The organism is Jeotgalibacillus marinus, assembly GCF_040801915.1.
Lineage (GTDB): Bacteria > Bacillota > Bacilli > Bacillales > Jeotgalibacillaceae > Jeotgalibacillus > Jeotgalibacillus marinus.
Genome location: NZ_JBFMIA010000001.1, coordinates 309,808 through 334,716, shown reverse-complemented (window position 1 = coordinate 334,716; position 24,909 = coordinate 309,808). Strand labels below are relative to the sequence as shown.

31 protein-coding genes are annotated in these 24,909 nt (G+C 39.1%); 26 read left to right on the top strand and 5 right to left on the bottom strand.

What is annotated here, in order from left to right; translation table 11 throughout:
* Window positions 1-14: 14 nt before the first annotated feature.
* The 13 genes from AB1471_RS01775 to AB1471_RS01715 all read left to right on the top strand — a co-directional run bounded on the left by AB1471_RS01775 (window position 15) and on the right by AB1471_RS01715 (window position 11,862).
* A complete protein-coding gene (locus AB1471_RS01775) occupies window positions 15-215 on the top strand; it encodes a YrzR-like zinc ribbon domain (RefSeq protein ID WP_367777818.1) in 201 nt (66 codons plus the stop codon).
* Entirely contained in the window at window positions 203-1,276 is a 1,074-nt protein-coding gene (locus AB1471_RS01770; RefSeq protein WP_367777817.1) for an AI-2E family transporter, read from the top strand. Before AB1471_RS01775 ends, AB1471_RS01770 begins: the two co-directional genes overlap by 13 nt.
* Before the next feature lie 319 nt (window positions 1,277-1,595).
* Window positions 1,596-4,229, top strand: coding sequence for an alanine--tRNA ligase (gene alaS, locus AB1471_RS01765; protein ID WP_367777816.1), 2,634 nt, complete (start codon window positions 1,596-1,598; stop codon window positions 4,227-4,229).
* An 80-nt stretch (window positions 4,230-4,309) separates the two neighbouring features.
* Window positions 4,310-4,579, top strand: a complete 270-nt coding sequence (locus AB1471_RS01760) for an IreB family regulatory phosphoprotein (RefSeq protein ID WP_367777815.1) — start codon at window positions 4,310-4,312, stop codon at window positions 4,577-4,579.
* A 1-nt stretch (window position 4,580) separates the two neighbouring features.
* Window positions 4,581-4,997 (top strand): Holliday junction resolvase RuvX, encoded by a 417-nt coding sequence (gene ruvX, locus AB1471_RS01755; RefSeq protein WP_367777813.1) that lies wholly within the window; start codon window positions 4,581-4,583, stop codon window positions 4,995-4,997.
* Window positions 4,998-5,010: 13 nt separating this feature from the next.
* Window positions 5,011-5,298: a DUF1292 domain-containing protein gene (locus AB1471_RS01750; RefSeq protein WP_367777812.1), complete on the top strand. Its 288-nt coding sequence runs from the start codon at window positions 5,011-5,013 to the stop codon at window positions 5,296-5,298.
* A 241-nt stretch (window positions 5,299-5,539) separates the two neighbouring features.
* On the top strand, window positions 5,540-6,691 hold the full coding sequence (gene mltG / locus AB1471_RS01745; RefSeq protein WP_367777810.1) for an endolytic transglycosylase MltG: 1,152 nt from the start codon (window positions 5,540-5,542) through the stop codon (window positions 6,689-6,691).
* 206 nt (window positions 6,692-6,897) lie between these two features.
* Entirely contained in the window at window positions 6,898-7,536 is a 639-nt protein-coding gene (locus AB1471_RS01740; protein ID WP_367777808.1) for an O-methyltransferase, read from the top strand.
* Window positions 7,537-7,540: 4 nt separating this feature from the next.
* Window positions 7,541-8,470: a peptidase U32 family protein gene (locus AB1471_RS01735; RefSeq protein ID WP_367777807.1), complete on the top strand. Its 930-nt coding sequence runs from the start codon at window positions 7,541-7,543 to the stop codon at window positions 8,468-8,470.
* Window positions 8,471-8,486: 16 nt separating this feature from the next.
* On the top strand, window positions 8,487-9,767 hold the full coding sequence (locus AB1471_RS01730) for a peptidase U32 family protein (RefSeq protein ID WP_367777806.1): 1,281 nt from the start codon (window positions 8,487-8,489) through the stop codon (window positions 9,765-9,767).
* Window positions 9,764-10,399 carry a uridine kinase gene (gene udk, locus AB1471_RS01725; protein WP_367777805.1) on the top strand — a complete coding sequence of 212 codons (636 nt, stop codon included), beginning with the start codon at window positions 9,764-9,766 and terminating at the stop codon, window positions 10,397-10,399. Before AB1471_RS01730 ends, udk begins: the two co-directional genes overlap by 4 nt.
* 131 nt (window positions 10,400-10,530) lie before the next feature.
* Window positions 10,531-11,007, top strand: a complete 477-nt coding sequence (greA, locus tag AB1471_RS01720; protein WP_367777804.1) for a transcription elongation factor GreA — start codon at window positions 10,531-10,533, stop codon at window positions 11,005-11,007.
* Between the two features lie 231 nt (window positions 11,008-11,238).
* Window positions 11,239-11,862, top strand: coding sequence for a YrrS family protein (locus tag AB1471_RS01715; protein ID WP_367777802.1), 624 nt, complete (start codon window positions 11,239-11,241; stop codon window positions 11,860-11,862).
* Window positions 11,863-11,920: 58 nt separating this feature from the next.
* On the opposite strand, the gene AB1471_RS01710 is transcribed toward AB1471_RS01715, so the two are convergent.
* Window positions 11,921-12,124, bottom strand: coding sequence for a DUF2536 family protein (locus tag AB1471_RS01710; protein ID WP_367777801.1), 204 nt, complete (start codon window positions 12,122-12,124; stop codon window positions 11,921-11,923).
* A 131-nt stretch (window positions 12,125-12,255) separates the two neighbouring features.
* Here AB1471_RS01710 and mtnN point away from each other — a divergent pair, with 131 nt between their 5' ends.
* Window positions 12,256-12,963: a 5'-methylthioadenosine/S-adenosylhomocysteine nucleosidase gene (mtnN, locus tag AB1471_RS01705; RefSeq protein WP_367777800.1), complete on the top strand. Its 708-nt coding sequence runs from the start codon at window positions 12,256-12,258 to the stop codon at window positions 12,961-12,963.
* Between the two features lie 19 nt (window positions 12,964-12,982).
* Here the strand turns inward: mtnN and sigK are convergent, their stop codons facing one another.
* Window positions 12,983-13,693 carry an RNA polymerase sporulation sigma factor SigK gene (sigK, locus tag AB1471_RS01700; RefSeq protein WP_367777799.1) on the bottom strand — a complete coding sequence of 237 codons (711 nt, stop codon included), beginning with the start codon at window positions 13,691-13,693 and terminating at the stop codon, window positions 12,983-12,985.
* A 362-nt stretch (window positions 13,694-14,055) separates the two neighbouring features.
* Window positions 14,056-14,622 carry a CDP-diacylglycerol--serine O-phosphatidyltransferase gene (pssA, locus tag AB1471_RS01695; RefSeq protein WP_367777798.1) on the bottom strand — a complete coding sequence of 189 codons (567 nt, stop codon included), beginning with the start codon at window positions 14,620-14,622 and terminating at the stop codon, window positions 14,056-14,058.
* 69 nt (window positions 14,623-14,691) lie between these two features.
* On the opposite strand from pssA, the gene AB1471_RS01690 reads away from it, so the two are divergent.
* The gene (locus AB1471_RS01690; protein WP_367777797.1) at window positions 14,692-15,471 is read left to right on the top strand and encodes a phosphatidylserine decarboxylase; all 780 of its coding nucleotides are present in this window, start codon (window positions 14,692-14,694) and stop codon (window positions 15,469-15,471) included.
* On the opposite strand, the gene sda is transcribed toward AB1471_RS01690, so the two are convergent.
* Complete coding sequence (sda, locus tag AB1471_RS01685) at window positions 15,472-15,606, bottom strand: sporulation histidine kinase inhibitor Sda (RefSeq protein ID WP_367777796.1); 135 nt, start codon at window positions 15,604-15,606, stop codon at window positions 15,472-15,474.
* A gap of 303 nt (window positions 15,607-15,909) precedes the next feature.
* Between sda and AB1471_RS01680 the strand changes: the two genes are divergently transcribed.
* From AB1471_RS01680 to AB1471_RS01630, 11 genes are all read left to right on the top strand, one after another.
* Window positions 15,910-16,431, top strand: a complete 522-nt coding sequence (locus AB1471_RS01680) for a YqeG family HAD IIIA-type phosphatase (RefSeq protein WP_367777795.1) — start codon at window positions 15,910-15,912, stop codon at window positions 16,429-16,431.
* A gap of 5 nt (window positions 16,432-16,436) precedes the next feature.
* Window positions 16,437-17,534: a ribosome biogenesis GTPase YqeH gene (gene yqeH, locus AB1471_RS01675; protein ID WP_437342321.1), complete on the top strand. Its 1,098-nt coding sequence runs from the start codon at window positions 16,437-16,439 to the stop codon at window positions 17,532-17,534.
* Window positions 17,535-17,552: 18 nt separating this feature from the next.
* Window positions 17,553-18,398: a shikimate dehydrogenase gene (gene aroE, locus AB1471_RS01670; RefSeq protein ID WP_367777792.1), complete on the top strand. Its 846-nt coding sequence runs from the start codon at window positions 17,553-17,555 to the stop codon at window positions 18,396-18,398.
* Window positions 18,392-18,691 (top strand): ribosome assembly RNA-binding protein YhbY, encoded by a 300-nt coding sequence (gene yhbY / locus AB1471_RS01665; RefSeq protein ID WP_367777791.1) that lies wholly within the window; start codon window positions 18,392-18,394, stop codon window positions 18,689-18,691. The genes aroE and yhbY overlap by 7 nt, the downstream gene beginning before the upstream one ends.
* Window positions 18,691-19,266, top strand: a complete 576-nt coding sequence (locus AB1471_RS01660) for a nicotinate-nucleotide adenylyltransferase (RefSeq protein ID WP_367777789.1) — start codon at window positions 18,691-18,693, stop codon at window positions 19,264-19,266. The genes yhbY and AB1471_RS01660 overlap by 1 nt, the downstream gene beginning before the upstream one ends.
* Window positions 19,256-19,834 (top strand): bis(5'-nucleosyl)-tetraphosphatase (symmetrical) YqeK, encoded by a 579-nt coding sequence (gene yqeK / locus AB1471_RS01655; RefSeq protein WP_367777787.1) that lies wholly within the window; start codon window positions 19,256-19,258, stop codon window positions 19,832-19,834. The genes AB1471_RS01660 and yqeK overlap by 11 nt, the downstream gene beginning before the upstream one ends.
* A complete protein-coding gene (gene rsfS / locus AB1471_RS01650) occupies window positions 19,827-20,183 on the top strand; it encodes a ribosome silencing factor (RefSeq protein WP_367777786.1) in 357 nt (118 codons plus the stop codon). The genes yqeK and rsfS overlap by 8 nt, the downstream gene beginning before the upstream one ends.
* Window positions 20,180-20,929 carry a class I SAM-dependent DNA methyltransferase gene (locus AB1471_RS01645; RefSeq protein WP_367777785.1) on the top strand — a complete coding sequence of 250 codons (750 nt, stop codon included), beginning with the start codon at window positions 20,180-20,182 and terminating at the stop codon, window positions 20,927-20,929. The genes rsfS and AB1471_RS01645 overlap by 4 nt, the downstream gene beginning before the upstream one ends.
* A 187-nt stretch (window positions 20,930-21,116) precedes the next feature.
* Window positions 21,117-21,740, top strand: a complete 624-nt coding sequence (locus tag AB1471_RS01640; RefSeq protein ID WP_367777784.1) for a helix-hairpin-helix domain-containing protein — start codon at window positions 21,117-21,119, stop codon at window positions 21,738-21,740.
* A gap of 52 nt (window positions 21,741-21,792) precedes the next feature.
* On the top strand, window positions 21,793-22,275 hold the full coding sequence (locus AB1471_RS01635; RefSeq protein WP_367777783.1) for a ComE operon protein 2: 483 nt from the start codon (window positions 21,793-21,795) through the stop codon (window positions 22,273-22,275).
* The gene (locus AB1471_RS01630; RefSeq protein ID WP_367777782.1) at window positions 22,272-24,542 is read left to right on the top strand and encodes a DNA internalization-related competence protein ComEC/Rec2; all 2,271 of its coding nucleotides are present in this window, start codon (window positions 22,272-22,274) and stop codon (window positions 24,540-24,542) included. Before AB1471_RS01635 ends, AB1471_RS01630 begins: the two co-directional genes overlap by 4 nt.
* A 95-nt stretch (window positions 24,543-24,637) precedes the next feature.
* Here AB1471_RS01630 and AB1471_RS01625 read toward each other — a convergent pair whose 3' ends face one another.
* Window positions 24,638-24,772 (bottom strand): YqzM family protein, encoded by a 135-nt coding sequence (locus AB1471_RS01625; protein ID WP_367777781.1) that lies wholly within the window; start codon window positions 24,770-24,772, stop codon window positions 24,638-24,640.
* Window positions 24,773-24,909: the final 137 nt, after the last annotated feature.

Below are 24,909 nucleotides of genomic sequence, written 5' to 3'. Positions count from 1 at the left end.
TTGGAGGCGTCTCGATGAATTGCCCATGCTGTAACCATCGTGATATCGGAAAAATTGGCACAAAGCATTATTACTGTCGCCATTGTTGCATCGAATTTTTAGTGTACCGTGGAAAGCTCACATTATATGAAATTGCAGAAGACGGTTCAATCGACTGTTTAAATGACTTATTTTATGAAACAGAGCTTTCGGGCGAACGAAAATGGATTCTGTAACAAAAAAATGGTTGATACGATTTGTAATGCTTTTATTGTTGCTCGCAAGTGGGTGGTTTGTTTATTTACTTTGGCCAGTAATAAAACCACTTTTGGGAGGAGTTTGGCTAGCTGCAGTTCCACTTTTTTTCAGCGTATTGCTAGCTTATTTACTGCTCCCATTTATTCATTTATTAATTAAAGCAAAGTGCTCCAATCGTTTAGCCGTATGGATTGTATTTATCGTCTTATTTGGCCTACTAGGAGCGCTTGTTCAATGGGGAGTACCAGCTTTAATTAAAGAGTGGCGACATTTTATGCAGCACCTTCCCACGTTGACTGAGCAATTTTCCGATTGGAACCATATGGTGAATGGTTGGCTGTCACAAATGCCAGCACCACTAAGAGAAATGATCATAGAATCAATCGAACGATTTTCATACAAGTTGGAAAAACGTGTGGAGAACGCGATGGGAGGGCTTGATGGTTCATTTAAATGGATTATTGCTTTATCACTGACCCCTTTTATGGCATTTTATTTGGTAAAAGACCGCCTGATAATCGGACGTGTATTCATGCGATTTGTACCTGCCAGACGAAAAAAACAAGCGTTGGAGTTTTCACATGAATTAGATCAACGTTTAGGAGGCTATATCCGCGGACAGTTATGGTTGAGCTTGTCGGTTGCTGTGCTATCGTTTGTTGCATTATTTTTAATCAACATTCCATACGCTTTTCCACTAGCAGGTATTATGGGGATATTTAATGTTATCCCATATATTGGACCTGTTATTGGTTCGCTACCGGCTGTTCTCGTTGCAAGTACTATTTCGGGAAACATGATTGTGTGGGTGATTGTTGTAGCGTTTGTAATACAGATGGTAGAAAGCCACTTGTTATCGCCGTGGATTTTGGGGAACAGCGTCCATATTCATCCTGTCATGATCATGATTTTACTGCTTATAGGTGGAGAAATAGCTGGAATGGCTGGTTTAATCTTAGTGGTTCCTTTATATATGGTTGCGTCGATTGTCATTCATGTATTTTTAGTCGAACCACGTCAACAACGAATTGACAAATAACACATTCCTTTCTATAATTTCTGTAGGAAAAAAAGTGTAACTCGAAGATGGAAAGAGTACATTACACCCATTCGCGTTTTTGCAAAGAGAGAATTCCACATGGCTGAAATGGAGTTTGGATGAAGGGTAATGGAAAGCTAGTCCGGAGTGCAGATAAACTCTGCCGTACGCCGCGTTAAGGCGCTCAAAGTGATGGGTAGAACGTTTTTACTCATAACCAGGGTGGTACCGCGAGTTAGCTCTCGTCCCTGTATGGGGATGAGGGCTTTTTTGTGTTTTCTTGGACCCATAAAAGAGTTAACATGAAGGAGGAAATGATATGCAAAAATGGACAGGCGCAGAAATCAGACAAATGTTTTTGGATTTCTTTAAAGACAAAGGGCATGATGTGGAGCCTAGTGCTTCGTTAGTCCCGCATGAAGACCCATCATTACTTTGGATTAATAGTGGGGTTGCAACACTGAAAAAATATTTTGATGGGCGTGTCATCCCTCAAAACCCAAGGATCGTAAATGCACAAAAATCAATTCGAACAAATGATATTGAAAACGTCGGAAAAACAGCTCGCCATCACACATTCTTCGAAATGCTTGGAAACTTTTCGATCGGTGATTATTTTAAAGAAGAGGCGATTGAATGGGCATGGGAATTTCTTACCTCTCCTAAATGGATTGGATTTGAAGCGGATAAGCTTTCAGTAACCATTCATCCTGAAGACCATGAAGCATTTTCTATTTGGAAAGATAAAGTGGGCGTGCCTGAAGAACGTATTATTCGTTTGGAAGGAAACTTCTGGGATATCGGTGAAGGCCCGAGTGGACCAAACTCAGAAATCTTTTATGATCGTGGGAGCGAATATGGTTCAGATATCACTGATTCTGAACTTTATCCAGGAGGAGAAAATGACCGTTATTTAGAAATCTGGAACCTAGTCTTTTCACAGTTCAATCACAATGCAGATCACACATACACACCTCTACCGAAGAAAAACATTGATACAGGTATGGGTCTTGAACGTATGACATGTGTGGTTCAAGATGTGCCAACAAACTTTGAAACCGATTTATTTATGCCAATTATTCAATCCACAGAAGAGATCTCAGGTCACCGTTACCAACAGTCACCAGATAAAGATATCGCTTTTAAAGTAATCGCTGACCACGTACGTACGGTGTCATTTGCGATTGGCGATGGTGCTTTGCCATCAAACGAAGGACGAGGTTATGTACTTAGAAGATTGTTACGCCGAGCTGTTCGTTATGCAAAACAAATTGGAATCGACCGCCCGTTTATGCATGATCTAGTTCCGGTTGTAGCAAATATTATGATTGACTTTTATCCTGAAGTTAAAAAGAAAGAAGACTTCATTCGTAAAGTCATTAAAACAGAAGAAGAACGTTTTCATGAAACATTGAACGATGGTCTGACCATTTTGTCTGCGCTGATGACAAAAGCAAAAGAAGACGGTACTGGAACTGTTGCAGGAAAAGATGTGTTCCGTTTATACGATACGTTTGGCTTCCCAGTAGAGCTTACCGAAGAGTATGCAGATGAGAAGGGCTTAACAGTTGATCATGCTGGCTTTGAAGAAGAAATGAACGCACAAAGAACGCGTGCTCGTGCTGCAAGACAAGAGAGTGGTTCGATGCAAGTACAAGGTGGTTTTCTTGGCGACATCAAAGTTGAAAGTAAATTTGTCGGATATGACCAATTATCACATGATACGATGGTTGACGTATTGATTCGCAATCAAGCGATGGTTGAAGAAGTAACGGCTGGTGACGAAGTACAACTGATTTTATCCGAAACACCTTTTTATGCTGAAAGCGGCGGACAAATTGGTGATAAAGGAACGCTGATTAATAATGGTGTGAAGTTGACCGTTACTGATGTGAAAAAAGCGCCAAACGGTCAAAATATTCATACAGCTACTGTTGAATCAGGTTTGTTAAAAAGAGGAGATGTGATTACTGCAAGCGTTGAATCTGCCTCTCGTAACCAGATTACAAAAAACCACACTGCTACTCATTTATTACATCAAGCGCTAAAAGATGTTTTAGGCGACCATGTAAACCAAGCCGGATCATTAGTTCAAAAAGATCGCTTACGCTTTGACTTTACTCATTTTGGACAAGTTCAACCTGAAGAACTTGAAAGAATCGAAGAAATCGTCAACGAAAAGATTTGGAACAGTTTCTCAGTCGATACTGCAATCAAATCGATTGATGAAGCAAAGGCAATGGGTGCAATGGCATTATTTGGTGAAAAATATGGATCTGAAGTTCGCGTTGTCTCAATTGGCGGTTACAGTCTAGAACTATGTGGTGGTTGCCATGTCAATAATACAGCTGCTATTGGTTTGTTCCGTATCGTCTCAGAAGCAGGAATCGGAGCAGGGACTCGTCGTATTGAAGCTGTAACAGGAGAGGCGGCTTATCGCTATATGAATGAGCAAGTTAATCTTCTTCGTCAATCAGCTCAATCGCTAAAAACAAACCCACGCGAAATCGTAGCACGTATACAAGCATTGCAGGCTGAAGTAAAAGATGTTCAACGTGAAAATGAATCCTTGCACGCAAAAATGTCAAACATTGAGGCTAGCAGTATCATTGACCGCGTACAGATTATTGATGGAGTATCTGTATTAGCAGAAAAAGTACAGGTGGCAGATATGAACGGTCTTCGCACGATGGCGGACGATATCAAGAATAAATTAGGCTCAGGAGTACTTGTTCTTATCGCTGTCCAAGGTGATAAAGTTCAAATCATTGCAGGTGTAACAAAAGACTTAATTGATAGAGGGTTCCATGCGGGGAAACTAGTCAAAGAAGTAGCAATACGCTGCGGTGGCGGTGGCGGTGGTCGCCCGGATATGGCACAGGCGGGCGGAAAAGATCCTCAGAAAGTAGAAGAAGCACTCCGTTTTGTGCCAGAATGGGTTAAATCCGTTTGATTCTTACGAAAACTGGTGTACAATAAAAAGTGTGATGGACAACAGGAATAGGTAAACTGTTCCGGAGTGAGGTGTTGAAGATGAGCTCATTTGACAAAACGATGCGATTCGACTTCGGGGATGAATCGATGGATAAAGAAGTACAACATGTTCTTATCCAATTATTTGAAGCCTTGGAGGGGAAAGGGTACAATCCTATCAACCAAATTGTAGGGTATCTTTTATCTGGCGACCCTGCCTACATTCCGCGACATCAAGATGCACGGAATATTGTTCGTAAGCTTGAGCGTGATGAAATCATTGAGGAGCTTGTGAAGTTTTATTTACAACAACACAAAGAGGAAAACTAACATGCGCGTAATGGGATTGGATGTCGGCACGAAAACGGTTGGTGTAGCGATCAGTGATGCTTTAGGCTGGACTGCTCAAGGAATCGAAATAATCAAAATTGACGAGAAAGGCGGTCAATTAGGATTTAAGCGAATTAAGGAGTTAGTTGATCAGCATGAAGTTACAACAATCGTTGTCGGCTTACCAAAGAATATGAACAACACAATAGGTCCCCGTGGTGAAGCTTGTCAGCTTTATGCGGACAAGTTGTATAAAAAACTTCAAGTTAACGTAAAACTATGGGATGAGCGCCTAAGCACAATGGCAGCAGAACGTGTGCTGTTAGAAGCCGACGTCAGCCGCGGTAAACGAAAAAAAGTCATTGATAAACTGGCTGCAGTAATGATTTTACAAGGCTATTTAGATAGCCAGAAATGATGAGGTGACTAAAATGGAACATGGTGAAAAAAATATTACAGTAGTTGATGAACAAGGAAACGAAGTGTTGTGTGAGGTTCTTTTTACATTCGACTCAGACGAATTTAAAAAATCATACGTACTTTACTTCCCAGTTGGTGAATCTGAAGAGGAAGAAATCGAAATTCACGCATCTTCTTTTGAACAAAACGAGGAAAATGCAGAAGGCGAACTTAAGCCGATTGAATCAGAAGAAGAATGGGATATGATCGAGGAAATGTTGAATACTTTCTTAGATGAAGAGGAAGAAGGACAAGAGTAATCACTAAAGCGAAAGTGTCTTGACGAGCCACGACAATAAGGCACAAATTTGACTTTTTGTCTACTGGTCATGGTACCTAAACCATCGAGGCTACTGAGGCTAAATGACATACTTTTCCTTAACATAAGACGTACAGGTGAAGGTTGCCTGTACGTCTTTTTGTTGTATAATGTATCTATATAAGAAATATTGTAGAAATTCGGCTACTTGAGGTTGCTGTTTTATAGTGGAGGGAAATTGTTTGAACGAGAACCGATCTAGATTTGAGCAATGGATTCACAATTTACAAGAACGAAAAAAGGAAGCTAAACTTGTGAGAAAAATTGTATTTGTATCCATGATGGTAGTAGTATTTTTATTTATTGGCATTAGTGTAGGAGGATACTGGTATATCTCATCTGCTTTAAAACCAGTGGATGCTAAAAATGATACACCTGTGACTGTGGAAATTCCTGTTGGATCATCCGTAGATTCAATAACTTCGACATTAGCGGAACATGATATTGTTAAGGATGCGCGAGTGTTTAAATATTATTTAAAATTTAACAATGAATCAGATTTCCAAGCGGGTATTTATGAGCTTACTCAATCTATGACTCTGGAAGAAATCACGGAAAGTCTTAAATCAGGAAAGGCGTACCATGAACCACTTTTTAGTATAACCATTCCGGAAGGGCTAAGGCTCGAAAAAATCGGTGAGCTTGTTGCAGATAAAACAGACTATACAGAAGAACAATTTATGGAGACAGTATCAGATGCTGATTTTATTGCTTCTTTACAGCAAACATATCCTGAATTGATCACAGATGAAGTAGTACAGGAAAACGTCCGCTATCCTTTGGAAGGTTATTTGTTCCCAAAGACTTATCCTTTTTATGAAGAGAATCCGTCCCTTCAGGATATGATCAGTCAAATGGTCGATGAAATGAATAATGAAGTTACTCCTTTTTTAGATTCGATGAAAGAATTAAACGTTCATGAAGTATTGACATTCGCTTCGCTTTTAGAAGTAGAAGCAACCGCATCAACTGATCGTCGAATGATTGCAGGTGTTTTTTATAATCGTCTAGAGGAGGAAATGCCCTTGCAAACAGATCCAACGGTGTTATACGCGCTAGGTGAATGGAAAGACCGTGTAGTTTATGAAGATTTAGAAATCGATCATCCTTACAATACGTATAAGCATACTGGATTACCGCCAGGACCGATCTCTGCTCCAGGACTGGAGTCCATTGAGGCTACGCTTGATCCTAAAGGATCAGACTATCTCTATTTCTTAGCTGGTGCGGAAGACGGAGAGGTTTACTACTCTGAATCACTGGAAGAGCATGAGCGTAAAGCAGAACTCTATATTTACAGTAAAAATGAAGAAAAAGCAGATAGTGAAGAATAAAAATGAAGTAGAAATGGTGTTTGGAGGAAAGATTGTTCACTTTCCTCCTTCATTTATGTTAAAATAGGACAAGTATTTTTATGCGTACTTCATAAAGTGGGTCGTAGTGGAAAGCTAATTTAAGCTTTCTTCTTTTCATGTCAGGCGGCTACGATGTGGGCGCTCTTTTTTATGCAACTCGTAACGATAAAAAGGCGGGATCTAAGATGAACGGTAAGCTTCATGATTATATAGAGAAGTTGTATGATGACCGCCCAGCATTATTGATGGAGATGGAACTTTTTGCGAAAGATGAAAATGTTCCGATTATGGAGCTAGACGGGATAGAAGTTTTATTACAATGGCTCAGGTTTCAACAACCTGCACGTATATTAGAAGTGGGAACGGCGATAGGCTATTCTGCATTACGTATGGCGGATGCACTTCCTCATACTGAAATTGTGACAATTGATAGAGATGAAAATCGATTAAATCAAGCTAAATCGTTTATCGGGCGCTCAGTTTTTAAAGACCGAGTACATGTGATTTACGGGGATGCGCTCGATGTCAAAGAACAAGTAGAAGCATTTGGTCAATACGATGCCATTTTTATCGATGCAGCCAAAAGCCAATACGGTCGATTTTTTGAGCTCTATGAATCATTACTTACAAAGAATGGGGTCATTTACACAGACAATGTTTTATTTAAAGGATTAGTTGCAGATCCAACGCCAGAACTGAGCCGTAACGTTAAGCAGCTTTTACGTAAATTAGATCGATATAATCAATGGTTGATGAACAATAAAAATTATCAAACCGTTATTTTGCCAGTTGGCGACGGTTTGGCTATTAGTAAAAAGAGGTGACAGGATGAAGAAACCAGAATTACTCGTAACACCATTTTCTGTAGCGCATGTCAAAGAACTTTCAATCTCTGGTGCCGATGCATTTTTGATCGGAGAACAACGGTATGGACTTCGTTTGGCGGGAGAATTTACGAGAGACGAGTGCAAACAAGCGATTGAAATAGCTCATGGATACGGAAAGAAAGTTTATATCGCAGTAAATGCCGTTTTTCACAATGATAAAGTAAATGAATTAAATGACTATTTATTGTTTTGCGAAGAAGCAGGAGCTGATGCCGTGATATTTGGTGATCCAGCCGTTTTAATGGCAGCACGTGAATCAACTCCAGATCTTCCGCTACACTGGAATACTGAAACAACAGCCACAAATTACTACACATGTAATTACTGGGGGCGCCGTGGTGCAAGACGTGCTGTGCTAGCAAGAGAACTTTCCATGGAGTCAATCATTGATATGAAAGAAAATGCAGAGGTGGAAATTGAAATTCAAGTACATGGCATGACATGTATGTTCCAATCAAAGCGGGCATTACTTGGGAACTATTTCCTTTACCAAGGTAAAGCTCTTGAAATTGAAAATCGTAAAGTTCAAAAAAATATGCTTTTGCATGATGTTGAACGCAGTAATAAATATCCTATTTTTGAGGATGAAAATGGCACTCATATTATGAGCCCGAATGACATGTGCATCATTGATGAACTTCAAGAAATGATTGAAGCGGGTGTAGATTCCTTTAAAATTGAAGGGATTCTTCAAACGCCTGAATATGTTACAACTGTAACGGAACTTTACCGAAAAGCGATCGATGTGTGTGTCGAAGATCCAGATACGTATGAGGATCAAAAAGATCAATGGCTTGAAAAAATTGAAGAACTTCAACAGCCGCATCGTCCACTCGATACAGGATTTTTCTTTAAAGAAACCGTCTATTAAGAAAGGAGGAACGATGATGACAACAATGAATGATAAAATTTCAAAAATCATAGATGGCAAACGCGTAATCGTGAAGAAGCCTGAATTATTAGCGCCAGCCGGTAACCTTGAAAAGCTAAAAATAGCAGTTCATTACGGAGCCGATGCCGTTTTTATTGGTGGACAAGAATATGGTCTGCGTTCAAATGCTGGAAATTTCACATGGGAAGAAATGAAAGCAGGAGTAGACTTTGCTAAAAAGTATGGAGCGAAAATATATGTAACAACAAATATTTTTGCGCACAATGAGAATATCGACGGTTTAGAAGAATATTTACGAGGAATCGCATCTGCTGGTGTAGCCGGTATTATCGTAGCAGATCCACTAATTATTGAAACATGCCAACGTGTAGCACCTGGTGTTGAAGTTCATTTAAGCACACAACAATCCCTGTCAAACTGGAAAGCAGTAAAGTTCTGGAAAGAAGAGGGTCTCCACCGTGTGGTTTTAGCTCGTGAAACGAGTGGTGACGAAATTCAAGAAATGAAAGAAAAAGTAGACATCGAGATAGAGTCTTTTATACACGGCGCGATGTGTATTGCTTATAGCGGTCGCTGTGTCTTAAGCAATCATATGACTGCACGTGATTCAAACCGTGGAGGCTGTTGTCAATCTTGCCGTTGGGATTATGATTTGTATGAAGTTGACGGTGAAGAAGAAAAAGCTTTATACAGCGATGAAGATGCACCATTCGCCATGAGCCCGAAAGATTTAAAACTAATTGAATCCATACCACGTATGATCGAAGTTGGAATTGACAGCTTAAAAGTAGAAGGACGAATGAAATCGATTCATTACGTAGCAACCGTTGTGAGTGTATACCGTAAAGTTATCGATGCTTACTGCGCTGATCCGGAAAACTTTAAAATTAAGCAAGAATGGCTAGATGAGCTTGATAAATGTGCAAACCGAGATACGGCTACTGCGTTTTTTGAAGGTAAACCAGGTTACAAGCAGCAAATGTTTGGTATTCATGGGAAGAAAACAACATTTGATTTCGCTGGTCTTGTGCTTGATTACAATAAAGAAACACAAATGGTTACACTACAACAGCGTAATCATTTTAAACCAGGTCAAGAAGTTGAATTTTTTGGTCCAGGTATGGAAAATTTCACTCAAATCATTGGAGAAATATGGGATGAAGACGGTAACGAATTAGATGCTGCACGTCATCCATTACAAATCATTCAGTTTAAAGTGGATCATCCATTGCGTCCGAACAACATGATGAGGAAGGAGCTCGTCTCTAGACCATGAGAAAAAAACCAGTAGTGATTGGGGTAACCGGTGGATCAGGATCCGGAAAAACATCTGTAACAAAAGCGATTTATGACTTTTTTCAAGGCCACTCAATCGCAATGATCGAACAGGATTATTATTATAAAGACCAAAGTAATATTCCGTATGAAGAGAGATTAGCAACGAATTACGATCATCCTTTGGCGTTCGATAACGATCTTCTTATCGAACACATTTTGACGCTTAAAGAGCGCAAGGCAATTGATAAGCCCGTTTATGACTATACGGTTCATACACGAGCACAACAGACAATTCCAGTAGAACCGAAAGATGTTATTATCCTAGAAGGTATTCTTGTGTTAGAAGATGAGCGCTTGCGTAACCTAATGGATATTAAGCTTTATGTAGACACTGATTCGGATTTACGTATTATTCGCCGTTTGTTACGAGATATTAACGAACGCGGACGCACAATTGATTCTGTTGTAGATCAATATATAAACGTCGTACGCCCAATGCATAATCAGTTTATTGAACCGACGAAACGATATGCTGACATCATCATCCCAGAAGGTGGACAAAATCATGTCGCTATCGACTTGATGGTAACGAAAATTCAAACGATTCTTGAACAAAAGTCAATTGTGTAATATGATAGCAAAGACAATAAAGAGGATTACATGCGTATCCTTTTTTTAACTTACTTCATAAAAGGGGTAATGAACACATAGCATGACTAAGAAGTGATTTGGTTCTCATGCATTCAAAGGAGTGAAGGATTTTGGCTAAAGAAAAAGTATTTCCAATGACCAAAGCTGGGAAAGAGAAGCTAGAGCACGAACTAGAACAACTTAAATCTGTAAAACGTAAAGAAGTAGTAGAGCGTATTAAGATTGCTCGAAGTTTCGGTGATTTGTCAGAGAACTCTGAATACGATTCTGCAAAAGAAGAGCAAGCATTCGTTGAAGGACGTATTTCGACTTTAGATGCAATGGTACGCAATGCGAAAATTATTGAAGAAGATGGTTCGATGGATGGCGTAGTGGGACTTGGTAAAACGGTTACATTCCAAGAGCTACCTAACGGTGATGAAGAGGAGTACACAATCGTTGGTAGTGCTGAAGCAGATCCATTTGAAGGACGGATCTCAAACGACTCACCAATCGCAAAAAGCCTATTAGGTAAAATAGTTGGCGATCAAGTTAAAGTTCAAACTCCAGGTGGCGACATGGATGTAAAGATTGTATCAATAACATAATACAAAAATGGATAGTGGGTTTATGTAGCCCTTCCCAAGGCTCTAGGTGAAAAAACCACCTGGAGCTTTTTGAAACTTATAGTAGTCATCATACGTCTATTTAGGTATGCAGGTCTCCTTACCTAGTTTTTAAAAGGATTGAAGTCACTTGTGCAACTTGGGGAGTGATCTGATATGCTAGTTGAGATTCTGTTGTTGTACGCTGACAACCTTTAATAGGAGAGATGAAAGATGGCAAAAGATCAACATTCAAGACTTAAGTCTCGAAATAAGAAACGTAAAGCGAATTTAGTTCTTAATTCATCGATTGCAGTTGTTTTAGGTCTAATCGTCATTGTCGGTTCAATAATCTTTTTTAATAATGATAAAACAAATATAGGATCATCAGACAATGATGATGAGCAAACACTTGCTGAACAACATCTAGCTTCTTTAGAACCAGATGAGGCTTTAGAAGGTAAAGATAGCGATGGTGAAGAGGCAAATTCTTTGACTGACAATGAAGTTGATAAAGAAGAACGAGAAGCTCAAGAAGCAGCTAATGATTCTGCAACAGGTGAAGATGAGTCCGTAAATGGATCATGGGAACCAATCGGAACAACCCAAACTGGCGAACACGTATCATCCTATGACGAAAATTCAGTGGATTGGGAAGAAAAAGTGAAGGCGATTTCATACGCAACTGGAATTGAAGAGAGCAATATGTTGATTCTGTTTATTGGGAATCATGAAAACAGTCCTCACAAATCTGTTGGTACCGTCTCTAGTTTTGATGATCTAGATACTGAATATAAAGTGTACCTTGAATGGGTTGATCAAAAAGGATGGAAACCAGTAAAGGTGGAAAAGAATTAGAACCTGGTGCGTAGTCATAGTTTATCAAATAACAGGGTTGGCTCAGATGCCAACCCTGTTATTTTGCTTTATAATGTACAACCGCAGTGAAGTAAGGTCTTCCATTATCGTCGATGGTTACGTTATGTGAAACAGAATGCACACGCAGTAAAATGGCTTGATTATGTTCGATTTGAGTTTGGATCTTTTTTTCAAGGTCTTTTAATGTATGAGCGTCATAAAATTCTACTTTATCTTGTAGCATTTCAACTTGAAATGACATGAAACAATTCCTCCTCTATACGTTTACGGATTCATTGTACCATGTAGTTGCAAAAGGAAAAATTGAAATTTTGAGATTGCTATGATAAAGTCAAAGAAGTTTTGACGAATTTGATGAAATGAGGGATTACCATGAAAGTTGCTATTATTGGTGCGATGGAAGAAGAGGTTGCACTTTTACGTTCTACGATTGAAGACGCCCAAACAGAAAAGGTTGCAAACAGTGAATTCACTGTTGGAAAACTGAAGGGGTTCGAAGTAGTTCTTCTGAAAAGTGGGATAGGAAAAGTTAATGCTGCAATGACGTCAACTATTTTAATGGAACGTTACCAACCTGATCTTATTATTAATACGGGTTCTGCTGGAGGATTTGAGCCATCATTGAATGTAGGGGATATCGTGATTTCTACTGAAGTTCGCCATCATGACGTCGATGTAACCGCATTTGGTTATGAATATGGACAGGTGCCACAGCTTCCTGCAGCGTTTCTTGCGCATTCTTCTTTGCAACAGCTTGCCGTTCACCAAGCAGCAAGTATTGAAGGAATTAGGGTCGTTAGTGGACTCATCGCAACAGGAGATTCGTTTATGAATGACCCTGTGAAAGTAGAAGTACTGCGTGATAAATTTACCAATCTTCAAGCGCTTGAAATGGAAGCCGCGGCAATTGCACAAGTCGCTTATCAATATAACAAACCATTTGTCATCATTCGTTCATTGTCGGATATCGCTGGAAAGGAATCAGATCTTTCATTTGATCAATACCTAGAAAAAGCAGCAGTAAATTCAGCAAATCTCGTTTTATCAATTATTGAGGGATTAACGGAAACAACAATCTAAGAATGAAATGACAATCGTTTTATTCACCATTTGTGCGTTCGGATTGAGAAAATTCTTGGAAAAGCTTCATTAATGCTCTTTTTTCAATTCTTGAAACGTAGCTCCTTGAAATGCCTAGCTCTTTGGCTATTTCCCGCTGCGTTTTTTCTTCTAATCCATTCAATCCGAAGCGCTGTGTGATAACATCTTTTTCTCTCGGATCAAGTGATTGAATAAACGTTCTTACTTTTTCTTGATTCATTTTATTATGAATAAGTTGATCAAGTTCATCTTCCTCGCCGCGCAATACATCGATGAGGCTGATGGCATTGCCGTCTTTGTCTTCACCGATAGGATCATTTAACGACACATCTTTTTTAACTTTTTTGAGTGAGCGTAAAAACATTAGGATTTCATTTTCGATGCATCTTGCGGCATACGTTGCAAGCTTTGTTCCTTTTTCAAACGAGTAGCTTTCAATCGCTTTAATCAATCCGATGGTGCCGATAGAAATTAAATCTTCGTTTGACTCTCCTGTGTTTTCAAACTTTTTCACAATGTGAGCAACAAGACGCAAATTATGTTCAATTAACACTTTTCTAGCTTCGTCATCGCCGTCTAATGTTCGTTGGATCATTTCTTTTTCTTTTTCCTTTGAAAGAGGTTGAGGAAACGCGTTTTGCTTGAAATAGCCCATTAACGAGGTGCTGTCTCCAAGTGCCATGAGTAAAGCGAACAGTATACTTGACAATGTTTGACCCTCCTTCTCTTGTTTATTAAACTATATGAGAAGGGTCGTTAATACTTGCTAGTCCACATGAAATCAGCGTGTGGCGTTTTGGAGCAACAGGGATTCATAAAGGGAGAAATTAGTCATTTGGAGAGGGTTTGTTAAATCTGCTTGTATTGAGAAAGCGTCCTAGTTTTTGAGCAGTGGTTTTATAATTTGAATACTTTTGACCACGAATGAATCTAAAACGCTTAATGACACCTTAACTTTTACATGGAGAATAAATTACATGATTTTCATTGGTTATCGCGCCGTTAGATTATTCTGAATCTAAAAGTTATCATAACAGTAGCCAATTCTGAGTGAATTGGCTACTGACTAGATTACATTTTTTTAACTTTTAAAGGACTTACCATCATCAAGGATAAAATGAAAATAATCGTGATGTGTGTGGTTATTGGTAATAGTGATTGTGCCAAAAAACTCAAGGTTAATAGGCAACCCGCAGCAGTAATCGGTAATCCTTCAAAATAAGAAGAGTTCTGTTTCGTATTAAAGCGTGCAAGTCGATAGGCGCCACAACCGATATAAAAAATAGTAAGAATCATTCCACTTGCACCAAAGTCATGTAAGAGACCATGATAAATAAGTAGTGCTGGCGCGACTCCAAATGAAACTAGGTCGCTCATTGAATCAAGCTGTTTCCCTAAATCAGACTCAATTCCTAATTTTCTAGCAGCCATGCCGTCAAAACGGTCCATAAATGCAGCAATGAAAATAAGAAGAGCTGCTAAGGAAAGTTGACCTGATGTTGTATATAATGCTGCAAATCCACCCAGCGCTAAGTTTGATAGCGTGAGTACATTCGCTGTTTGGGATTTAATCTTTTTAAAGGTAACATCAATTACTTGCAAAAATGACACGGGGGTCCTCCTTATAACAGTTATCATACACCATTGTACCCTTTTTGTTACATGTTGTTAAGTCCATTTATTACAAGATTATTGGAGGTTCATTAAGTGAAACGTTTTGTTTACCAAAAATTAATTGAATTGACTAATGGAAAGGCGAGCTCATTGCTATTAAAGAGTTTTACTACCTCTTCCTTAAGCAAACACGTGATTCATTCGTATAAAAAGGTTTTTTCGATTTCAGATAATGAATGGATTACACCGCAAAATGGCTTTCAATCACTACAAGATTTTTTTACGCGCCAAGTAGTAAAAGAGAGTAGACCAATCAATACAGATCCCAATGTCCTTACTAGTCCAGTTGACGGTACCATTGAGTATGCAGGTAAGATCTCTGCAGAAGATGAATACATCGTAAAAGGCCTTCGTTACAAGTTAGAGGAGCTGCTAGGAAGTAAAGAATACGCAGAAGTTTTTACAGGTGGCGCTGTGTTTATCTTGTATTTAAGCCCGGCGAACTATCATCGAATCCACAGTCCAGTGAATGCGGAAGTAGGTAGGCAGTGGATTTTTGGACGTACCTCATACCCTGTGAATAAATTCGGACTCTCATTAGGAGACAGACCGCTATCTAAAAACTACCGAATGATAACCGAGCTCTTCACAAAAAGAGGGAAAATGGCATTTGTAAAGGTTGGGGCAATGTTTGTCAATTCTATTCATTTGACAAACACAGGTGATCGGTGGAAACAGGGAGAAGAGGTTGGCTTATTTCGTTTTGGCTCCACTGTTATTATGGTAGTCGAAAAAGATACAATCGAGCTGACAAAAAAATCAGGTTTAATTCGAATGGGTGAGGAAATTGCTCGCTTCAGAAATGATGAATAATTAAACTGATCCTGATATTGGTATGTTTTTTCTATCAATCGAATCTTTTATCAAGTTAATAAAATCGGCTGATAGATTTAGTTTCTCTGCTTCATTTAGTGCTTCAATTAGTAAGTGTAATGGTAGGTTGTCCATTGTTAGATCTCCTTTTACTTATAATTGTTTCAAAGAATGTACATTTAGATTATCAGACCGTTATTCAAAGAACAAGCGTTCTGTTATCCACAGCGGTCGGTGGATATTCTGTGTGAAACCTGTAGATATCTCTCATCAGCCTATATGCCTCAAAGGATTGGGGGATTATGGAGTTATCCACAGATTGGGAGAATGACTAAATTTGTCGAACGATTATCACCTTTCTTATTATTTAATTGTGTTTTGATATCCTTTGTAGGATACTGTATTATTAGTATTTAAAACTAAATGAGGTGAGTCAAGTTGATTAAATTATTTTTGCCAAATGAATATGTCGACAGTATTTTTGACATTTCTCCTGAGAAACTTAAAAATCAGGGTATAAAAGCCATAATTACAGACTTAGATAATACATTGGTTGAATGGGATCGTAAAAATGCTACACCTCGTTTGATGGAATGGATCGAATCAATGCAAAAAAATGAAATCCTTGTCACCATTGTGTCAAATAATAATCAGCTTCGTGTAGCGGCCTTCTCGGACCCAATTGGTGTACCGTTTATCTATAATGCAAGAAAGCCTATGGGTCGTGCCTTTAGACGAGCGATTAAAGATATGAAGGTTAAAACGGAAGAAACCGTTGTTATTGGTGATCAGCTATTGACTGATGTATTAGGTGGAAATCGGAATAATCTTTATACCATTTTAGTAGTACCTGTTGCGAAAACAGATGGGTTTTTTACTCGAATAAATCGCATGATAGAACGAAGATTGCTAAAATTTTTCAAGCGAAAGAATATGATCCAATGGGAGGATAAACAGTGAGTGAAATGAACGTTACCTGTATTGGTTGCGGAGTTATGATTCAAACAGTTGATAAAGAAGGTATTGGCTATGCTCCACCATCAAGCTTAGAAAAAGAACAAGTGATTTGTCAGCGTTGTTTCCGATTAAAACATTACAACGAGGTGCAAGATGTCGCGTTGACAGATGATGACTTCTTGAAAATTTTAAATGGATTGGGACAAGTCGATGCACTTATTGTAAAGGTGGTTGATATTGTTGATTTCAACGGAAGCTTTTTAAATGGATTACACCGTTTTGTAGGCAAAAACCCTGTCTTGTTAATTGGAAACAAATCCGACATTTTACCAAAGTCAGTGAAGCCAAATAAGTTGATTAATTGGATGAAGTATGAAGCAAAGCAGCTAGGGCTTAAGCCTGTCGATGTTCTTCTTTGTAGCGCTGAAAAAGGTCATCATATTACAGAAGCGCTTGCCACGATTGAAAAATATCGTAAAGGTCGAGATGTTTATATTGTTGGTTGTACGAATGTTGGGAAATCGACATTTATCAATCGTATTATTAAAGAGGTTACGGGTGAAGGTGATGTCATTACAACGTCTCAATTCCCTGGCACCACACTTGATATGATAGAAATTCCACTCGATGACGGACAAGCCATTATCGATACACCTGGTATTATTAATCGTGACCAAATGGCCCATGTTGTAAACAAGAAAGATTTGAAACATGTGATGCCAAGAAAAGAAATGAAACCAAAGATTTTTCAATTAAATGAAGAACAATCATTATTCATTGGTGGGTTGGCTCGATTTGATTATATCAGTGGAGGAAGAAAGTCATTTACCTGCTATTTTTCAAATGAACTTGAACTTCACAGGACAAAATTAGAAAAAGCGGACGATTTATATGATCGTCATCGCGGTGAGATGTTATCGCCTCCACGCTTAGAGGACTTAGAGAGCTTTCCAGAATTAGTCCGTCATGAATTTTCCATAAAGGATGAAAAAATGGATGTGGTTTTCTCCGGTTTAGGTTGGATTACGATCAATGAACCTGGAGCCAAGATTGCAGCATACGCTCCAAAAGGAGTTAGCGTACTCATCAGAAAATCCCTCATTTAAGAGTAAGAGGTGAATCGTTTGAAAATATTATTAGGTGTGATTGGTTATCCAATCGAGCAATCAAAATCACCACTCATGCACAATTATTGGTTAAAGGATCAAGCAATTGATGGGCATTATCAAGCTTTTGAAGTTCAACCCCTAGAATTGAAAGAGGCAGTAACAGGAATGAAAGTGCTAGGTCTCTCAGGCTGGAACGTAACCATTCCTTTTAAAGAAGCGATTATTCCATTATTAGATCAAATTGATCCAGCTGCAAAAGCGATAGGTGCTGTTAATACGGTCGTGGTACAAGGCGGGCAGTTGATTGGGAAAAATACAGATGGTCTTGGATTTGTTCAGTCATTGATTGAAAAACGATCTATACAACAAATTAAGCAGTCCTCTATTTTAATCATCGGTGCTGGTGGTGCTGCAAAAGGAATCTATTATGCGTTATCTCAGCTTTCACCAATGACGATTAGAGTCACAAATCGTACATTCGAACGAGCTGCGTCATTAGTTGAAAACATGAATAACAATGAATTAAACGTTGCGATCACCACGCAAGAAGCACAACAGAAGCTTTCTCATTTCGATATTATTATCAATACAACTTCTGTAGGGATGTTCCCAGAAATCGATCACCTGCCAATCGATGTTTCAGAAATCAAACAAGGGGCGCTTGCCGTTGATATTATCTACAACCCGCTGAAAACCCGTTTTTTAAGAAAAGCAAGCGAAAATGGCGCGGACACGCTAAATGGAGTCGGAATGTTTGTCCATCAAGGTGCATTAGCGTTTAAAGAGTGGACAGGTAAGAAGCCAAATACAGAAAAAGCAATTAAAATGATCGTAAAAGATCAAGGAGGATCAACATGTTAACAGGTAAGCAAAAAAGGTATTTACGTGCGGAAGCACACCATTTATCACCTATTTTTCAAGTTGGAAAAGGTGGAGTAAATGATAATATGATTAAACAAGTTCGAGAAGCGTTAGAAGCAAGAGAACTGCTTAAAATAAGTGTTCTTCAAAACTGTGAACAAGACAAAGACGATGTTGCAACAATGATTACAAAAGGAACACGTGCTGAACTTGTTCAAATAATCGGTAACATTGTTGTTGTTTACAAAGAATCACGTGAGAATAAGAAGCTGGAATTACCAAAGGTGAAATAATGACAGCGAAAAAGGTAGGAATTCTAGGCGGTACATTTGACCCGCTTCACGTTGGCCACTTATTGATAGCAAATGAAGTGTACCATGCTTTATCATTAGATGAGGTACGATTCATGCCTAGCGGACGACCACCGCATAAAAATACATCTGGTGGCGCATCAGATGAGCATCGAATTAAAATGGTAGAAATGGCGATTGAAGAAATACCTTATTTTCGACTGGAACTTATTGAATTTGAACGATCAGGCCCTTCATACACGTATGATACAATTATAAGGTTAAAAAAAAGAGATCCTGGTGTCCAGTTTTATTTTATCATTGGTGGAGACATGATTGATTATTTACCTAGGTGGTCAAGGATTACTGAGCTCGCAGGGGAAGTTCAATTTGTTGGCGTGAGAAGGCATGGGTCATCTGGAGAAACAGATTATCCAGTTCAAATGATTCAAACGCCTATGATTGACCTTTCCTCAACCTTATTAAGACAGCGTATAAGAAACGGAATCGATGTCACTTTTTTGCTTCCACAAAAGGTTTATGACTATATAACCAAGGAGGAATTATATGAATCGTGAAGAAGCTTTAACGTATGTCCAAAAGGTGTTGCCAGAAAGAAGGTATATGCATACACTTGGTGTGGTTGAAACAGCCAAAGAATTAGCAGAGAAGCACGGGGCAAACGTTGAGCATGCAGAGATGGCAGCTATTTTACATGATGCAGCCAAGCATCATGACCGAGATGATATGAAAAATTTATTGCAAAAAGAAGACATGGATCAACGACTGATGCAATTTCATCATGAGCTTTGGCATGCACCAGTTGGAGCGTACCTTGCAAAAGTAACGATCGGTATTGAGTCTCAAGATGTCTTGAATGCGATTCGTTTCCATACAACAGGACGTGCGAAGATGAGTTTGCTTGAAAAAATCATCTATGTTGCAGATTACATAGAGCCTAGTCGAAAATTTACAGGTGTTGAAAAAGTAAGAGAGGTTGCTTATGAAGACATTGACAGAGCGCTTAGCCGGGCTGTTAAGCAATCAATCTTATTTTTAATTGAAAAAAAACAGCGCATCTTTCCAGATACACTTGAGTGTTATAACGATGTGATGCTACAAAAGGAGAAAAGTAAATATGAATGAAATTGATTTATTAAAGATTGCTTATACAGCAGTAGATGACAAGCGCGCAGAGGATATCGTAGCTCTTAATATGAAAGGCATTTCACTCATTGCAGATTTCTTCATTATTTGTCACGGTAACTCGGATAAACAAGTTCAAGCAATCGCGAAAGAAGTGAAAGATCGTGCGGAAGAAGAAGGTTATTCAATTAAGCGTATGGAAGGGTATGACGAAGCTCGTTGGGTGCTAGTTGACTTAGGAGACGTTGTTGTACATGTATTCCACCGCGAAGAACGAGACTACTATAAGCTTGAAAAACTTTGGGGCGATGCTCCGATTCAAGATGTTTCGAGTAGCATAAAGGGATGAGCTACGGCCGCTTTGCTGAGATTTATGATCAGCTAATGAGTGATATGCCTTACGATCTATGGACGCGTTTTGTGTTAGAGAAACAGGCGCAATTCGGGAGCACTGGACGCAGACTACTTGATGTTGGATGTGGAACGGGAGAGTGGACCCTGCAAATTGCACAAGAAGGTTTTGAGGTAACGGGGATTGATCTGTCTGAGTCGATGCTTGCGGTTGCTTCTAACAAAGCGCAAAACGCAGGAGTTCCACTTCAACTTTTTAAGCAAAATATGGCAAAAGTGGAAGGTTTCGAACCCTTTGATATTATCACGATTTTTTGTGATTCGTTAAATTATCTAGAACGTGAAGAAGACTTTAAGAGAACATTCGATAATATGTATCGTCAGCTAAGCTCAGGGGGACTGTTTTTATTTGATGTGCATTCTATCTTTAAAATTGAGCATCTTTTTGTTGATCAAACGTTTACTTATGATGATGGTAACGTTGCTTATATTTGGAATTCATTTGAAGGTGAACATCCTCATAGCGCTGAAAACGAACTTTCATTTTTTGTGATGGAAGACGCGGATCGAGATCAGTACGTTCGTTTTGACGAACTCCATAAACAACGTACATTTTCAATCGAACAATACCGTATTTGGCTAGAAGACGCCGGATTCACAATTGAATCTGTGACCGCCGACTTCTCACCTGTATTATCACTAGAAGAAAACAGTGAGCGAATCTTCTTTACGTGTATTAAGTGATAAGTTCAAAGTGTAATAAGCGGCTCAATCAGCCCCGACACCTTCAGGGCTAGCCAGGGCTACAGTAAAAATAAAGGATGAGATTTATTCTCATCTTTTTATTACTTGCAGGAATTTTCATCGTGCTATAGAATACTAACAAGTACGCTCCTTTCTTTTTCTTCATTGCCAAATGGAGGTGAAAAGAATGCATGAGTGGTTGCGCTCAAACCAACGAACGTTGCTGATCATAATTCCCCTTTTGCTTGTTTGTTTTCTACTGTTTAATCCTTTCAAAAATGCCTCAACAGAAATCCCAACACCTCTCGTTCCAGCTCAAGAACCCGTAACCCCAGCTGTCGAAGAAGCCCCAAAATCAGAATCGATCCTAGTGCAAGTAGATATAAAAGGAATGGTTAATCTCCCAGGCGTCTATCAAGTAAATGATGGAGACCGTGTGGTTGATTTAATTCAGCTTGCTGGAGGTACAACAGACGAAGCTGAAATGACTTCCGTTAATCTTGCGCAGAAAATTCATGATGAAATGGTTGTCTACATCCCTGCAGTTGGAGAGGAAATTCCGAGTGTAATTCATACTACCCAATCACCAGAAAGGGAAAGTGGGGAAAGTCAAAATGGTAAGATCAATCTCAATGAAGCTGATTCAACAACTCTTCAGACAATTCCAGGAATAGGACAAGCTAAGGCCCAGGCGATCATAGACTTTCGTGATACAGTTGGGCGATTTGAATCCATTGAAGATATTAAAAAAATCTCGGGCATCGGGGACAAAACGTTTGATAAAATGGAAGAATTGATTGATACAAAGTAGTATTTTCAGCGAAAATAGTAGCGATGAATGTTAAATGAAGGAGCGGTTTTAAATGGAAAGAATTTCATGGAATCAATATTTTATGGCACAAAGTCATCTGCTAGCGCTTAGAAGTACATGTACAAGACTTGCCGTTGGAGCAATGATCGTACGAGAAAACAGAATGATGGCAGGTGGATACAACGGTTCGATAGCAGGTGGAACACATTGCATTGATGATGGTTGTTATGTCATTGATAATCATTGTGTTCGAACGATTCATGCTGAAATGAATGCACTTTTGCAATGTGCTAAGTTTGGAGTGCCGACTGAAGGTGCAGAAATGTTTGTGACACATTTTCCATGTCTACCTTGTTCCAAAGCTATTATTCAATCGGGTATTAAAAAAATATATTATGCAACCGATTATAAGAATCATCCTTATGCAATCGATTTATTTCAACAAGCCAAGGTACAGCTTGAACACGTGCCGTTTGAATCACGTTCACTAGAGCCTCTCCTAGGTTCTCTAGGACCAAAGGAGAAGGGTGGATGAAGTGGCTTGTTCCTAGTGCGTTTATGGCGGTTTTAGGTGTGACCATAGCGCACTCCCTCGTGTGGGGAGCGCTGATTTGTCCATTTTTTATTTTTGCGTGGGTACGATACCGACCATCAATGAAAATAATAGCCATTTGTGTTGGGGTCTGTGCAATTTTCATGGCGTTAACTAGTGTCGCTCTGTCTGGTCATGAGAGTCATTTAACAGGGGAAGAACAGCGCCTGCCATTACGACTAGCACAACCTTTTAAAATAAAAGGACAAACAGCTACGACCACAGCAACAACAGTTAAGGGTGAATCTATTCTAGTGAAAGTATATTTACAAGATGAGCACATTCCTCAACTCATTGCCTCAAATTCTCCAGCATGGTGTTATTGGAAAGGTGAACTGGAACGTCCTTCCACTGCACGAAATCCCCATTCTTTTAACTACCGTACATATCTTTGGAATCAAAACACCCATTGGATATTCACTCTCTCGAATGCCGACGATTTCACACAATGTCAGCCCATTCAATTAACGATAAGAGAAAAGCTTGATCAAATACGACAACAGGGAATGAATCATCTCAAAGTTGTATTTCCAGAAAAGCTGCAGCCAATTGCTAAGTCACTTTTATTTGGTGATCGTTCTGATATAGAAGGCGAGTTATTAGAGTCCTATCAGCAGCTTGGTGTCATTCATCTGCTTGCCATTTCAGGAATGCATGTAGGGTTGATGGTTGGTCTACTTTGGTGGTGTTTGCTTCGCATTGGCTTAACAAAAGAGAAGGTTCGCATTGTAATATTAGTATTAATGCCGCTTTATGCAATTATGACAGGTGCCTCACCACCCGTAGTACGCGCAGTTAGTGTCGTGATGGCCGTAATCGCTTGTACGATGATAGTAAAGCGGATAACTTTGATTCAAGCTCTTTGCTTAAGTATTATTGTTCAATTGATGATCAACCCTGTTCTTTTATTACATGTTGGATTCCAGCTTAGTTATGCAATAAGCTTATCACTCGTATTATCCGCTGCAAGAATTTTATCAGCAAAGTCATGGTTAGAGTCTGTATTTATAGTCACAGTAGTCGCGCAATTAGGTGCCCTACCCATATTATTGTGGCACTTTCATGAAGTATCCTTTATGGCTTTTGTGACAAACCTACTGTACATTCCGATTTTTACGCTTTTTCTTTTACCTTCGCTTTTTCTTCTTTACCTATTTTCCTTTTTTCTTCCAAATGTCACATTCCTCCTTGCTGGAATGCTAGAAAAAAGTGTCCTTCTTCTTGATACGTTTTCTATGTTTTTATCCACATTTCCGTTTGCCACAGTTGTATTTGGAAAACCATCTCATGTGTTGTCATTCTTTTATATCATCGCTCTCTTTTATATGTTCAGTCGGTGGGAAAGTAGGGCTCCTTTCAAAGCGATAATATTCTTGCTCATTGTGCTTTGTTTTGATTGGTTTTCCAGCAGATTTAATCCCTTTGGATCGGTTTTATTTATCGATGTTGGTCAAGGAGACAGTATTTTGATTGATTTACCTTGGGGAAATGGTACGTATTTAATTGACACGGGTGGTGCTGTTCAGTTTGGACCACAAGAAAATCAATTCTCTGTTGGAAAGGACATCGTTTGGCCGGTTTTAAAAGCGAGGGGGATTACGGCTGTTGATGCAGTTATATTAACACATGGCGATTGGGATCATATAGGAGGTACACTGGATTTAATTGACTATATAGAAATTGGTGAAGTATGGATTTCTCCTAGCTCCTATGAAAAAGAAACGATGGAAGAGCTAGTAATGAAGTTACAAAACAAATTTATTCCAGTACAGGAAAAACTCGCTCCATTTTCATGGGCCGCTGGCAATGCCTACTTTGAATTGTTGTATCCGCACGATCGTGATTATGAAGGAAATGATGACTCATTAGTGATTTGGGCAAAATTCGGCGGGCTAACATGGTTATTTACAGGGGATGTAGAAGAAAAAGGTGAGCAAGAGCTTTTATCAAGGTATTCGCTTAAATCAGACGTTTTAAAAGTTGGACATCACGGTAGTCATACGTCCACGTCTCAGGAGTTTTTAACGAAAGTGAGTCCAACTTATGCGATTATTTCAGCTGGCGTAAACAATCGTTATAATCATCCGCATCCAGAAGTAACGCAGCGAATCACTGAGCAAGGCGCAGTAATGTTGGGCACGTATTCCCATGGTGCGATTGAATATCGCTTTAGAGGAGATAAGGGAACCTTTCAATGGATGATTCCATAAGATATCGAATAACAATAAAAGCGCGAGCGGCTCGCTGGTTTGTACGATTTATATGAAAAAAAGAGCCAGCATCTGCGGGCCCTTTTACAACTTCATTATGATCCTACGATAGAAATGATCGTTCCAAGTGCAAATATCGCTGCAAAGAAGCCGAATGATACAACGAAACCTACACCAGAGTCGACGGCGTCATTACGTTTCGACTGAACATTGTTTTCGAATTCGTGCATAAGTACCCCTCCTATTTCTATTTTAGTATAGAGGATGACTAAAAAAAAATCCATACTTACAAAATAATTTTCCTGTCATGGCACAGGTTATCACAAATAGTTCATGATTTTGGGGTGATAATATCAAAAGAGATGTG